The 14054-nt window shown below is 37.5% G+C and carries 11 protein-coding genes; all 11 read right to left on the bottom strand.

All coding sequences use genetic code 11. The annotated features are described in order from the left end of the window. Window positions 1–159: 159 nt before the first annotated feature. The gene (gene glmM, locus H8S75_RS16105) at window positions 160–1515 is read right to left on the bottom strand and encodes a phosphoglucosamine mutase (RefSeq protein WP_187022516.1); all 1356 of its coding nucleotides are present in this window, start codon (window positions 1513–1515) and stop codon (window positions 160–162) included. A 165-nt stretch (window positions 1516–1680) separates the two neighbouring features. Beyond that, the gene (gene wecB, locus H8S75_RS16110; protein WP_187022517.1) at window positions 1681–2883 is read right to left on the bottom strand and encodes a non-hydrolyzing UDP-N-acetylglucosamine 2-epimerase; all 1203 of its coding nucleotides are present in this window, start codon (window positions 2881–2883) and stop codon (window positions 1681–1683) included. Between the two features lie 14 nt (window positions 2884–2897). Continuing rightward, window positions 2898–4094: a polysaccharide biosynthesis C-terminal domain-containing protein gene (locus tag H8S75_RS16115; protein ID WP_187022518.1), complete on the bottom strand. Its 1197-nt coding sequence runs from the start codon at window positions 4092–4094 to the stop codon at window positions 2898–2900. A 13-nt stretch (window positions 4095–4107) separates the two neighbouring features. Next, window positions 4108–5157, bottom strand: coding sequence for a polysaccharide biosynthesis protein (locus H8S75_RS16120; RefSeq protein ID WP_187022519.1), 1050 nt, complete (start codon window positions 5155–5157; stop codon window positions 4108–4110). 127 nt (window positions 5158–5284) lie between these two features. After that, complete coding sequence (locus tag H8S75_RS16125) at window positions 5285–6517, bottom strand: nucleotide sugar dehydrogenase (protein WP_187022520.1); 1233 nt, start codon at window positions 6515–6517, stop codon at window positions 5285–5287. 2 nt (window positions 6518–6519) lie between these two features. After that, window positions 6520–7614: an NAD-dependent epimerase/dehydratase family protein gene (locus H8S75_RS16130; protein ID WP_279288686.1), complete on the bottom strand. Its 1095-nt coding sequence runs from the start codon at window positions 7612–7614 to the stop codon at window positions 6520–6522. 91 nt (window positions 7615–7705) lie between these two features. Continuing rightward, complete coding sequence (locus H8S75_RS16135; RefSeq protein WP_187022521.1) at window positions 7706–8980, bottom strand: glycosyltransferase family 4 protein; 1275 nt, start codon at window positions 8978–8980, stop codon at window positions 7706–7708. Window positions 8981–9000: 20 nt separating this feature from the next. Continuing rightward, window positions 9001–10278, bottom strand: a complete 1278-nt coding sequence (locus H8S75_RS16140) for a glycosyltransferase family 4 protein (protein ID WP_187022522.1) — start codon at window positions 10276–10278, stop codon at window positions 9001–9003. Between the two features lie 26 nt (window positions 10279–10304). Beyond that, window positions 10305–11822, bottom strand: coding sequence for an oligosaccharide flippase family protein (locus tag H8S75_RS16145; protein WP_187022523.1), 1518 nt, complete (start codon window positions 11820–11822; stop codon window positions 10305–10307). Window positions 11823–11844: 22 nt separating this feature from the next. Continuing rightward, complete coding sequence (locus tag H8S75_RS16150) at window positions 11845–12804, bottom strand: hypothetical protein (protein WP_187022524.1); 960 nt, start codon at window positions 12802–12804, stop codon at window positions 11845–11847. A 23-nt stretch (window positions 12805–12827) separates the two neighbouring features. Continuing rightward, a complete protein-coding gene (locus H8S75_RS16155; RefSeq protein WP_187022525.1) occupies window positions 12828–14048 on the bottom strand; it encodes a hypothetical protein in 1221 nt (406 codons plus the stop codon). Window positions 14049–14054: the final 6 nt, after the last annotated feature.

A 14054-nucleotide genomic window follows, 5' to 3' on the forward strand; every position in this document is an offset into this window, starting at 1 on the left:
AATTGGACATCTAATTTTAAAATCTCCATGTAGCTAGGCTTATTTAAGTTACCCTTTTTTAGGATAATAAAAATATCAACTTTTTTCACATCACCTCTTGACATTTCTTAGCTGGACTTTATTTCCCCCAATAAAAAATGATCCGGTTTGTATTTTCTGTTATTCTGCCTGATACCCTCTGTCAATGATGGTATGCAGTATCGTATTCACGTAAGCGTCACACGTCTCTATCTGATCCGCCTCAACCATGATCCGAAGTACTGGCTCTGTTCCGCTTTCACGTACCAGAATGCGTCCTTCCTCGCCCAGTTTCTCTTCCACTATGGCAATCGCATTTTTAACTGCCTCGTCATTTCTGGCGGCAGCCTTGTCCCTGACACGGATATTTTTCAATACCTGTGGATAAACCGTAAACGGTTCGGCCAGTTTGCTGAGCGTCATTTTCTTCTCCAGCATCACTTCCATCATCTTTATGGCAGTCAGAATTCCGTCCCCTGTGGCGGCATATTTCCGAAAAATAATGTGGCCGGACTGCTCCCCGCCGAGCCGGTAGCCGTTCGCTTCCATATTTTCATATACGTACTTGTCTCCGACTGCGGTCTTTTCATATTCGATTCCAGCTGCGTCAAACGCCTTGTAGAGGCCGAAGTTGGACATTATGGTGGTGACCACCTTGTTTCCTGCCAGCTTGCCCCGCTCCTTCATGTAGCAGCCATAGATGTATAATATTGCGTCTCCATCTACAACATTTCCATGTTCATCGACACAGAGGCAGCGGTCGGCGTCCCCATCGAAGGCAAATCCCACATCCAGGCCGTTTTCCATGACATGCTTTTGCAGGGCCTCAATATGGGTGGAACCGCAGCCCTGATTGATATTAATGCCATCGGGATTGTTATGTATCACATATGTCCGCGCCCCCAATGTGTCAAAGACGTTCTTGGCAATCATCCATGCGCTGCCGTTGGCGCAGTCCAGGCCGACCTTTAATCCTTCATAAGAGCGGGTGGCCAGCGAGATCAGATAGCCGATATAGCGGTTCCGCCCGATGGCGTAATCGACAGTTCTGCCGATCCTTTCTCCTTTTGCAAACGGGATCTCTCCAGTAATGCCATCCAGATACGCTTCTACCTTCAGAATTGTATCTTCCTCCATCTTTTCGCCGTAGTAATTGATCAATTTGATACCATTATCATAATACGGGTTGTGGCTTGCTGAAATCATGATGCCGCAGTCGAAGTCCTCCGTTCTCACTACGTACGATACGCTGGGTGTTGTCGTGACATGGAGAAGACAGGCGTCCGCCCCCGAGGCCGTAAGTCCCGCAGCCAGGGCGTACTCAAACATATAGGAGGAACGCCTCGTATCCTTGCCTATTACAACCTTTGCGCGTCCGTCCGCGCGTTTTAATCCATAGTACCAGCCGATAAAACGACCTGTTTTGTATGCGTGTTCTGCGGTCAGAGTTTCGTTGGCTTCGCCGCGGAAACCGTCAGTGCCGAAGTATTTTGACATGAGTTGTTCTCCTTTGTATGTTGGTTTTATCTGTGGTTATCTGTCTTCTGTAAAACTTAATATTTTAATATAAAAAAGGACCAATCACAATAATCAAGTTGGGGGGCAACTACATTCCCCATGCCAGTTATTATATTCTTCAGAATTCGCATTACCAAATCTAGATTATGACTCCATTTTTCTCCACACCATCTTCTCAACAACACCTGTGTAGCTCTGAATAATTTTGATTACTTTCGCACTGACATTTTCATCTGCATAATCTGGTACCGGGATACCATAATCACCATCCAGATTCATCTGCACTGCTATATCTACTGCTTGCAACAACGATTTTTTATCAATACCTGCCAGCAAGAAACAGCCCTTATCCATTGCCTCCGGACGTTCTGTAGATGTACGAATACATATAGCCGGAAAAGGATGTCCTACACTTGTAAAGAAACTGCTCTCCTCCGGTAATGTACCGGAATCAGAAACAACCGCAAATGCATTCATCTGTAAATGATTATAATCATGAAATCCAAGCGGCTCATGCTGGATTACACGTTTATCCAGCTCAAAACCGGATGCCATTAAACGATTCCGCGAGCGTGGATGACAGGAATACAGAATTGGCATATCATACTTCTCAGCCATCTTGTTAATTGCAGTAAACAGCAGCAGAAAATTCTTTTCTGTATCAATATTCTCTTCTCGATGTGCCGACAACAGGATATATTTCCGCGGCTCCAATCCCAACTTCCCCAGAATGTCTGATTTCTCTATATCTGAGAAATTTTGGCGCAATACTTCAGCCATCGGAGATCCCGTCACATAAACACGCTCTTTGGGCAGTCCGCACTCGTGCAGGTATTTCCTGGCATGTTCTGAATAAGCTAGATTTACGTCAGAAATAATGTCTACAATACGACGGTTTGTCTCCTCTGGAAGACACTCATCCTTGCAACGGTTTCCCGCTTCCATATGAAATATCGGAATATGCAACCGCTTTGCCGATATGGCTGACAGGCAGGAATTAGTATCACCCAAAACCAGGAGTGCATCCGGATTGATCTGGTTCATCAGCTTATATGAACAGTTAATAATATTACCGATTGTTTCGCCTAGGTCATCTCCCGCAACCTCCATATATACATCTGGATTACCAATCTTTAAATTTTCAAAAAATATGCCATTGAGGTTATAATCATAATTTTGCCCAGTATGTGCCAACACCACATCGAAATACTTCCGGCATTTATTTATCACTGCTGCCAAACGGATAATCTCTGGACGGGTACCTACAATAATAAGAAGTTTCAGCTTGCCACTGTTTTTAAATTGAATATCTGAAAAATCATTTCTAATAGTTGAATTTTTACCCATTGTTTCCCCCCCTTTTATACCGGTTCAAAAAAAGTATCCGGCTTTTCCGGGTTGAAAACCTCATTACAGGTCATTACTGTCACAAGATTATCTGTTTCAGATAAATTAATAATATTATGCGTCCACCCCGGAATCATTTGGACAACTTCAAGTTTATCCCCACTAACTTCAAACTCCACTATTTCACCTGTATGGATATTACGTTCCTTAATGAGTCCCCGGCCAGCAACTACAATAAACAATTCCCATTTAGAATTATGCCAGTGCTGCCCTTTTGTAATTCCTGGTTTGCTGATGTTGACACTCACTTGCCCATACTCTGCAGTTTGCAGCACTTCCGTGAAGCTGCCGCGGTCATCACAATTCATTTTCAGCCCATACTTAAACTTATCCGTCGGAAGATAAGTCAGGTATAAGCTATACAGCTTCTTTATGAAAGAACCTTCTGGCATTTTAAGCATCATCCGTGTCTTTGACTGCTCTTTGAACTGCTGCAACAGATCTACAATTTCTCCCAGAGTAACTTTATGTACTACAGGCACACAACAATAGCGTCCATTGGCATCCAGAATTGTCTCCACACCATCAAAATCACAGTGGATTTCTTTCCCTTCCAGCAGGTCAAACATCCCTTCTACTAAATCATCAATATAGAGAAGCTCCAGTTCTGTACAGCGGTTATCAACTATAAATTCTTCATCGTTTGCGATTGCCCAACAGAATGTAGATACAGCAGAATTATAATTTGGACGGCTATGCCCCATCAAGTTAGGGAAACGGTAAACAGCCACCTTTGCCCCAGTTTCCTCTGCGTAAGAAAAGAATAACTCTTCTCCTGCCTTCTTCGAGCGTCCGTACTCAGAATTGCCAAATCTTCCTGCCAGGGTGGCCTGGATAGAGGAACTCAGCATGATCGTTGCCTTATTGTTATATTTTTTTAAAAGTGATAATAATTCAGAGGCAAATCCATAATTACCTTTCATAAAATCTTCCGGGTTCTCTGGACGATTTACACCTGCAAAGTTAAAGATAAAATCTGCTTTCCTGCAATATTCTTCCAGTTCTTCTTCCGTAGAGTTCAGATCATACTCATAAATCTCATCAATAAACAGTTTATAGCGGTTATGATTCTTATTTTCTTTAATACTTTTCAAATTGTCGACAAAAGCGGTTCCTGCCATCCCCTTTGCGCCTGTTACTAATATTTTCATCTCTTTTCTATCCTTATCTGTTTTCCAAAACCTTAAACCGTTCTTCGCGAATATAGCTTAACTCCATCAGTTTTGTCTTTACCTGTTCTACAGTCAACAAGTCTGTATTATTAGAATTAAACTCTGTCAGCTTGTTTCGTTCAATATCGCCATCCTTAAAATACTTATCATAATTCAAATCTCGTTTATCACATGGTACCCGATAGAAATTACCCAGATCAATAGCATTGGCACATTCCTCATTTGTCAAGAGTGTCTCATACATCTTCTCACCGTGGCGGATACCAATCACCTTAATCTCATCTTCCGAATAAAACAACTCCTTCACTGCCTGTGCTAAAACTTCAATGGTACAAGCCGGCGCTTTCTGCACCATAATATCCCCGGAATCTGCATTCTGAAAAGCAAAGATAACAAGCTCAATGGCTTCCTCAAGGCTCATCACAAAACGGGTCATAAACGGCTCTGTAATCGTAATCGGATTGCCTGCTTTTATCTGTTCAATCCAAAGCGGCACAACGGAACCTCTTGAACAAAGGACATTGCCATATCTCGTACAGCAGATGCTTGTCTCATCTGGTGGCACCGTTCTTGATTTTGCGACAATCACTTTCTCCATCATCGCCTTAGAAGTACCCATTGCATTCACTGGGTAGGCCGCCTTATCTGTAGACAGGCAGATAACCTTCTTGATCCCCGCTTCAATGGCTGCTGTCAAAACATTTTCCGTACCAAAAACATTTGTCCGTACTGCTTCAACCGGAAAGAACTCACAAGATGGCACCTGCTTTAGGGCTGCTGCATGAAAAACATAATCCACGCCGTACATGGCATTACGAACAGACCTGATATCACGGACATCGCCTATGTAAAATTTAATACGATCGCTAACCTCAGGATATTTTGCCTGGTACTCATGGCGCATATCATCTTGTTTTTTTTCATCACGTGAGAATATTCTGATTTGCTTAATATCAGTGTCAAGAAAACGGTCTAGCACGGCATTACCAAAAGATCCGGTACCGCCAGTAATTAAAAGTGTTTTATTTTCAAAAATACTCATTTTATTAAATCACCTTTCGTTCTTTTTTATTCTGTTCTTGTATACTACTGATATGCTACAGGATTATCGCTGTCTGTAAACCAAACCTGACCATTATCAGACATTTCAGATCTTCCTCCACACACGATCAATCCCGTTCAAAAATATCTCTTGTATAAACTTTATCACGTACATCATCTAAGCTCGCATCATATCTGTTTGCAATAATAGCATGGCTCATTTCTTTAAACTTCGCCAAATCATTTATTATCTTACTGCCAAAAAAAGTACTGCCATTTTCCAATGTTGGCTCATATATTATGACCATCGCACCTTTTGACTTAAGTCGTTTCATAACCCCTTGAATTGATGAGTGGCGGAAATTATCAGAATTAGATTTCATTGTTAACCGATATACACCTATAACTACTTCCTGTTCTTTTTTAATATCGTAATCATCATTCTCCTCATATGTACCTGCAATTTCTAACACCTTATTGGCAATATAATCTTTTCTCGTACGATTTGATTCCACAATTGCAGAAATCATGTTCTGCGGAACATCTTCATAGTTAGCAAGCAGCTGTTTCGTATCTTTTGGCAGGCAATAACCACCATAGCCAAATGATGGATTATTATAATGTGAACCTATACGTGGATCAAGACAAACTCCACCAATAATCTGCCGTGTATTTAATCCCTTCATTTCTGCATAAGTATCTAACTCGTTAAAATAAGAAACTCTCAAAGCGAGATATGTATTGGCAAACAGTTTTACTGCTTCCGCCTCTGTAAATCCCATGATTATAGTATCAATATTTTCTTTTATCGCACCTTCCTTTAGTAAATCCGCGAAAATATTAGCAGCATTCACTAATCTTGCATTTTCAACATCGGTACCAACAATGATGCGGCTTGGATAAAGATTATCATACAAAGCCTTAGATTCTCTTAAAAACTCCGGGCTAAAAATGATATTATCGCAATGATATTTTTCGCGTACTGATGCTGTAAACCCTACCGGAACCGTGGACTTAATTACCATAATCGCCTCCGGATTGCACTGAATAACTAATTTAATGACAGCTTCTACCGCACTTGTATCAAAGAAATTTTTCTTGCTGTCATAATTTGTAGGTGCTGCAATAACAACAAAATCCGCCTCCTTATATGCCGCTTCCGCATCCAAAGTCGCCACTATATTCAGTTCCCTTTCAGCCAGATACTTCTGGATATATTCGTCCTGAATTGGCGACTTATGATTGTTGATTAACTCAATCTTTTCCGGTACAATGTCCGTGGCTACAACCTTATGATTCTGTGATAATAATGTGGCTATGGATAAGCCTACATATCCTGTTCCTGCTACTGCAATTTTCATTTTCACATTTCCTCTCTCATATAAAACGCTTTATACCACTCTGCAAATTTACGAAGTCCTTCCCGCAAACTTGTATTTGGTTTAAATCCAAAATCATTTTCAAGTGCACTTGTATCCGCAAATGTAGTTGGCACATCTCCCGGCTGCATGGGTACGAGTTCTTTATGAGCTTCGAAATCATAATTGGGGGGTAATACACCAGATCGGATTAATTCCTGCTGAAGAATATCTACAAAGTCAAGCAACTTCTCAGGTTGATTGTTTCCAATATTATAAATTGCGTATGGTGGAATAGGTAACCCATCTTTCCCCAACTTTCTCTCTGGCGGTATCTGCATTACGCGTTTTACGCCTTCAACAATATCATCTATGTATGTAAAGTCCCGTTTACAATCTCCGTAATTAAAAATTTGAATTTTCTCATCGTTTCGCAGCTTATTTGTAAAACCAAAATATGCCATATCCGGGCGTCCCGCAGGTCCATATACTGTAAAAAAGCGTAAACCTGTAGATGGAATATCATATAATTTCGAATAGGCATGAGCCATTAATTCATTGCTTTTCTTAGTTGCCGCATAAAGCGAAACCGGATTATCTACTTTATCATCGGTTGAATAAGGGACCTTTTTATTACTTCCATAAACAGATGATGAAGATGCATATACCAAATGTTCCACTCCAGTTTGTCCACCAACATAAGAATGACGGCAGGCTTCCAAAATATTATAAAAACCAATAAGGTTGGACTCAATATAGGCATCCGGATTTGTAATAGAGTAGCGTACACCTGCCTGTGCAGCGAGATTTACTACGACAGAAGGTTTGTATTCATTAAAAATTGATTCGATTAATTTTTTATTGGCAATGGAACCATTTATGAACTTCCATACTGATTCAGGAAGTTGATTTACCATCTTTTCAATTTTATCTAGTCGATATTCTTTAATAGAGACATCATAATAATCGTTCATACTGTCCACACCAATAATTGTAATCGGTGAAATATTTTTCAAGAGCTCTAATACTAAATTACTGCCAATAAAACCTGCAGCCCCCGTGACAAGAACCGTTTTATTTTTCAAATCCAATCTTTCCATTTTTTTCTATACCTCTTTACCCACTGTGTGCAGCACCGGAAATTTTATTAGATACTGCATGGCTAAGTTTCTCCCTTGTCCTGCATAAAAATCATCCTATATATTCACACTCTCGATATTTGGTCATATCTATTTTGCGCCAATCATATATTCCGTGATTTATATCTACAATCGTGTCGTAAAATATATCATTTAAATGTTTAATGCTAAAGCAATTGACGGCCCTTCGCATCATTATTTCACCTATTTGTCTTCCATAATCCGGATTATTGATCATATAAACGAATTTGTCATGCAATGCCTGAATATCTTTTTCTTCAACAATGATTCCATTATCTCCAATTTGATAAGGAACTGATCCAGAAGAACTGCCTATCACTGGTAATCGAGTTGCCATAGCTTGTACCAATGACAAAGAAAAGGTTTCTTCCCATTCAGCAGTTGTTAATGGCACGTGAACTGCACAATCAATTGCATTCCAATATGCTGCCATATCGCCCCAGTCTTCTATAAATCCTGTCAGAATTATTTTATTTGAAAGTCCTCTATTTTGAATCTGCTGCTGTATCTTTTTCACCTCATCAGATCTGCCAGACCCTATCATCAAATACTTCCAATTCCCTTCCTTGGGAAGCGCCTGGATGATTTCTGTCAGACCCTTTCCGTCTGCAAATCTTGATGCACTGCCAAATAAATAAGCATCGCCAATATTGTACATATTTCTAATTCTTTGCCTTGATTCAGCGTTTGCATAGAACACGTCTGTATCGACCCCTACCTGTGTTTGCATAAATATTGGTTTTTTGTAACCTTCTCTTCTGAATTCAGACATTGCTTCAGGATAATGACAAAACACAGCATCGCAATTTCTATTAAAATATTGAAGTCTTGAATAATTCCACAAATATCCAACACAATGCTTTCCCTGTTTCAAGAAATTATTTGATATTTTTAGTTGTAATGATTGTTGGTGTCCTCTCATGCTAAAGGCGATTACTTTTGCTTTCGGATAATACTTTTTCCTGTTTTTTAAAATTTGAAGAAGCGAATCTTGTCTATGCTCACCAATGTGATAAATTATATCCGGTTGAATTTCTGTAATAATACGTATCATTTCATCAGATGTCCAAGTTCCGATCTTATGTTCAATCATTTCAATTAATTTAATGTGAAAATTCTCTCCATCAATTTCTTTTCCATATCTTTCAATTTCTTTTCCATAAGTTAATGTACGCCTTTTCCCATCCACCCATTTTCTTGGTGTAAGTAATGTGACATCTAAATCATGATGCATTTCAGCTAACGCTTTCCATCTTTTATAAAACCTTTCTTGCTGAAAAGTATGATTTATTATAACTATTTTCATTTATACAACCTCTTTAGTATTCAGCGCTGAACTGGTGCGCATTTCCTTTCTTTTAAAATATAATCATAAATATTTTGCATAGAAAGCAATGGATTCGTTTGGTATAAATAATACATCGCTTCCTTGCCACGCTTTGATAATTGTTTTTTTATTTCAATACTTTCAAAAACATCCCTTATGTTCGAAACAAGAGTATCAATATCTCCATAATTATATAGTAAACAATTGTAGCCATCTATTGCGTATTCCGGTACTCCTCCAACTTTCGAGGCAATACATGGAACGCCAACTGTCATAGCCTCTCTCAGGGACGAGCAATGGTTTTCAATAGCAGATGCACAAATAAAAATCTCTGACTTCATCATTAAACGGGCATATTCTTGTGAATCCAGTGGTCCCGTAAATATAACATTATTCATTAACTTATTTCGTTTAATTAAGGTCTTTATATATTTATGATATCCGCTTTGACGAATTCGATTTTTTATTCCTTTAACAACAAACATATTGTTACCAGGAACCATTAGTACAACATCTGGATATTCTATTTTGATTCTTGATACTGCCTGTATCAATTGATGAATACCTTTCAATGGATATCCTGCTGCCGTAGTAACAATCTGATGCTGGTGAAAAGATTCTTTTTTCCACCTGAAATTTGAGAATTCTTCCCTTATTGGCAACCTCGCAAACAAAACTTTCACCTTTGGATTAATATGTGTATAAATATTCTCTGACCAACTATTTTCAAGAATTATGTAATCACAAAGCTCTATCATTTGTTTTTCAACAAGTGCTCTCTTTTCATAAACTTTTTCAGTATCAAAAACAGAGTTCTTACGTATTCTTTCCATTATAGTTGTAAACCGCCTAATCTGATTATCCGACAAACCACCGCGATAGGATTCATATATCGCAGCCATTACTCCCTGAATGTATATTGCTGTGGGTCTTACTCCTTGATTCGCCAATAAAACTGACAATCCAATAGCGTATTCAGTTCCCCAAATAAGAATGATATCAGGATTTTCTGTTTCCAAAACCTGCTTCCACTCTGCTATTTTTTTTTCATCTGGATAATAGTTATAAAGATTTCCTTGCCCAAGCACAATATAGGTGACATTAGCATCTTTATAATGGACATTTTCGCTGCCGACGGTACAAACTACTAATTTGTTTTCATTTTGCTTAATTTCCATATTAATCTCTGCATTAAGCCACTGTCCAGTGACAGCCTTAATTCCCTTACGCTCTGCAAGCTGTCCAATAATTTGGTTTGTAACCCATAAAATTTTCATAGTATCTATCTCCCCCAATCTTAAATTTACCTTCTGATAACCCTCTTCATTGCCTTTTGCATCATTATTTTTTCTGTTTCATTTGCTCCGAAGAAATAAATACCAATACAATAAGATATTGTGTAGACAATTCCTTTAACCAATAATCTGAAAGTATTATTTTCTATAATATAATTAATTGGAAATGTAACCATTATGCTAATAATCGTACACACTAAGATTCCCTTCATTACAGACCTGGCAAATTGTAATATATCAAACCCAAAGATTTTATCATAATGAATGCTCATAAAAATAATCTGTCCAATAATTACTGATGTGGCAGTTCCAATAGCAGCACCCCAATAATCAATAACATGAATTAGAGCTATGCTAATTACCAGATTAAGAGCTGCTGTGCAAATTAATATGATCGACCTGCCCAATCTTTTCATGTACACGTCTAATATGCTATTGGCTCCAGATAGCAGCAATGCAAATGCCATCGGAATCATTAATATCAAAGTAATATAATACACATCACCTTTTCCATTTCCTACCCACAGTAAAATAAACTCTTTTCCAATAGAAATAAATCCACCCACAACTAAAGCACTTAACAGAAATTGGTATCTTCCAACTCGAATTGTAAATTTCATTAAATCAGATGTAGCTGCATTCTTCTGTACCAAACGAGCTGCCTCAGGTGTAAACAAATTTGCAACTGAACTTGTCAAAGAATTAAAAGCTACATAAATTGTTAAACCTAAAGAATATACTGCAACGCGTTCAGGTTGAATCATTGCGCCAAGAATCACACTATCCAAGTTTTGATTGATCTGATTCACAATTGTCTGTAAAAAAAGAGCTAATGAAAAAGTAAATATTGATTTAAATAATACTTTATCAAAGCAATGGAATTTAGGACGAATTTTTAATATTGTAAAACAGAACATTACATCTAAAAGAATAAGAACAATTGACAATACAAGATCAACTATGGCCAAACTAATTGCCTTATACCCTCGCTTCAATAAAAATACAATTAAAAGAACTCTCAGTAATAAACGAATTACTTTTATACCATTACTATAAATAAACTTTTCATGACCATTAACAAATCCAACAAATACATCTCGAAACTGATATAATGCTACATTTATAGCCAGTAGAATGAACATGGACTGAACGAGCTTTATTTGTTCATAAGACAATGTACTTTTATATATATCACCAATAAAAATAAACAAGATACATGAAACTGCCAGAATAAGCATAGATATTCCAAAGCTTACGCTCATTGCTGTCGCATAAAAGTTCTCTTTCTCTTCTTTTACCTTACTGTCATTTCGAGCATTATTCTTTGCCACAATAACTGCAGAGATTGTACCAATGCCTATGGAAACCATAGCTAGCTGTCCGGTTAAAGCCTGAACAGATCGATATATCCCATATTCAGCTTCCCCCAATGAAGTCAAAATAAATGGTGTAAGAAAGATTGAAATTGCCGAGTTCAAGATCGTAGATATATATGATAACAATGCTCCCGTTTTTCTTTCAGACACTGCAAAACCTCCTTGTGTTGATTCATTTCCAATAGCATCCACCTTCTACAGCGGAAGAATTCCTCGGTTTTTCTTTTTCCGAAGGATAAATCCATGCATCTGTATAGAGCTCTCTCATATAAGGCCTTGCATCTGTTCTAGAAGATTTAATACCAAATAAGTACTGCGTAGAACCACACATCATAATAACCTGCTTACCAGCTTTTTTAATCCTTGCGGAAAGAGGCAGTGCATATACCCCGCATCCAACTAAAGCCACGTCAAAATCAACTTTCATACATTCATTGTACATATAGTCAAGAGCTTCAAACCAATCATCAAATCTATCGTCTTTATTCCCTGCAATTGTTTGTACTGCGTTAACAACATTTAATTCAAATTTGGGAAGAACCTCCGGATTTTTAAAAATACGTTCCTGCTTCCCCGCATATTGTTCTTTTATTGAGTCTGCAAAAGGGCTTACAACAAGAACCTTTTTCCCCTCCAAACCTCGTGACCAAGGATTTTCAAAAAAATACGGTTCGTAAGTATGGGGTTCAGTCAATACCACATCTTTCTTTGCATATTCGCGGATTATATATTCTTCCATAAAGCTCCGATATGTTGGAAGCACATCAATTTCTTTTAATGATTCCAAAAAAATATCACAGAACCTTTTCACATTATCTTCTGTAGGCGGAAAAAATCCAGATAGTGTGTGGAGTTGAATACGGTATCGTTCTTTCATATGTTTTTTATACCCAAATTTCACAGCAAAGTACTCGTTAATATTAAAAGTCTCCGAGGCACCAATACGACCTACAGCAAATGGTTCATTAGATGATAATAATTTATATACCAAATCATTTCCCTCTATGTCTGAAATTCTAGTACGAAATAACTTTCCATTTGGTCTTTTTTTACTTTTGGTCAGTTTACGAAAATATACAATCGATGCATCTCTAAAAAAGTAATAGCTATAGATAAGTTTTTGTAAAATCATAACAATTCTCCAGTCTTATTTTATTAATTTACCCTATCAAATAACCGTAATCCCAACGGAGCGATAATAATAAACGCGACCATTATCTCACTTCCAACAGATACATTTACAATTGAGAGCATCAAATAGCTTATAATTGTAATAACAATTACAGTTGCCATCTTTTTTTTTCTAAATACATATGTGGCATTTAATTGTGGACGCAACAATCCTGCATAACCAACCATTCCTAAAATACCGTACGCTGCTAATAGGTCAAATAAAGTGGAGTGATTCCCAAAAGGTTTATTTCCGAAGCTTCCCCAAATCGGATTACTTGCAAACGCATCTAACGACTCTTTATAAAGTCTAAATCTTGTTGCTAAATCTCCTGTTGATGATCCACCATACTGTATTACTGCCCGAAGTTCACCTAAACGATTTCCCAGCTCACTTCCTGCATATGGAATAATAAACGATATAATATTATCTGAATATATAATTATAACTATAGCTAATATGCCGATCAGGATTCTTTTCAAAAAAGCATATTTTCCTTGATTCGAAAAGAAAAACTGAGAAACTATATAAATTGCAATAAACATAATGGCAGCCATGGTAATTTGGGCTTGAAACAAGAAAATTGCGCACATTGCCAGGAAAGCATACTTAATTGCTTTTTTCTTATTATCACGGCTAAATAAATATGCAATAAAAGGCGTTAAAATGACCAACTCATAACATAAACCATAACCACCTATCCCCCGAGGTTTTTCTGTACCTAAAACAGAAAGCGCAACGCTATAGCTTGTACTAATCGCTCTAGCCAGCAATGGATTTTGCAGTAAAGCAGCAATTGTTCTTATAATAACAATTACAATATCTATAGCTAATATAGTCAGGATAAGTTCTAGATCCCGTCTCTTCCCGTAAAAAAAATAGTACGAATAAAACAATGTCAAAATAGTTATATAAATGTATATTTGACAATACTGATTATAAAAATCTGAATGACCCATTAACTTTGAAAAAAATAAAAGAAAATCAAAAATAATTATTGGCCAACCAATTTTTATAAATCTAGCAATAAACTCTTTTCCGCTCAAATATGTAAAAAGGAACCACATACCTACAGTTCCAAGTTTTATTACCGCTGGAACTTTATCTACAACTAATGAAAAATTACCAGCATTTATCCATAACAACACAAAAATACAAGAGAATAATTGTATGGTATGGTATGAAATTCTCATTTTATACTTCATAATACT

The sequence above is a fragment of the Hungatella hominis genome (genome assembly GCF_014288005.1).
In the GTDB taxonomy this organism is placed as follows: Bacteria; Bacillota; Clostridia; order Lachnospirales; family Lachnospiraceae; genus Hungatella; species Hungatella effluvii.

Bases quoted from the DNA above. Each gene is read 5' to 3' on its own strand.
- glmM (WP_187022516.1), bottom strand. From the start codon at position 1,515: ATGTCAAAATACTTCGGCACTGACGGTTTCCGCGGCGAAGCCAACGAA.
- wecB (WP_187022517.1), bottom strand. From the start codon at position 2,883: ATGGGTAAAAATTCAACTATTAGAAATGATTTTTCAGATATTCAATTT.
- H8S75_RS16115 (WP_187022518.1), bottom strand. From the start codon at position 4,094: ATGAAAATATTAGTAACAGGCGCAAAGGGGATGGCAGGAACCGCTTTT.
- H8S75_RS16120 (WP_187022519.1), bottom strand. From the start codon at position 5,157: ATGAGTATTTTTGAAAATAAAACACTTTTAATTACTGGCGGTACCGGA.
- H8S75_RS16125 (WP_187022520.1), bottom strand. From the start codon at position 6,517: ATGAAAATTGCAGTAGCAGGAACAGGATATGTAGGCTTATCCATAGCC.
- H8S75_RS16130 (WP_279288686.1), bottom strand. From the start codon at position 7,614: ATGGAAAGATTGGATTTGAAAAATAAAACGGTTCTTGTCACGGGGGCT.
- H8S75_RS16135 (WP_187022521.1), bottom strand. From the start codon at position 8,980: ATGAAAATAGTTATAATAAATCATACTTTTCAGCAAGAAAGGTTTTAT.
- H8S75_RS16140 (WP_187022522.1), bottom strand. From the start codon at position 10,278: ATGAAAATTTTATGGGTTACAAACCAAATTATTGGACAGCTTGCAGAG.
- H8S75_RS16150 (WP_187022524.1), bottom strand. From the start codon at position 12,804: ATGATTTTACAAAAACTTATCTATAGCTATTACTTTTTTAGAGATGCA.
- H8S75_RS16155 (WP_187022525.1), bottom strand. From the start codon at position 14,048: ATGAAGTATAAAATGAGAATTTCATACCATACCATACAATTATTCTCT.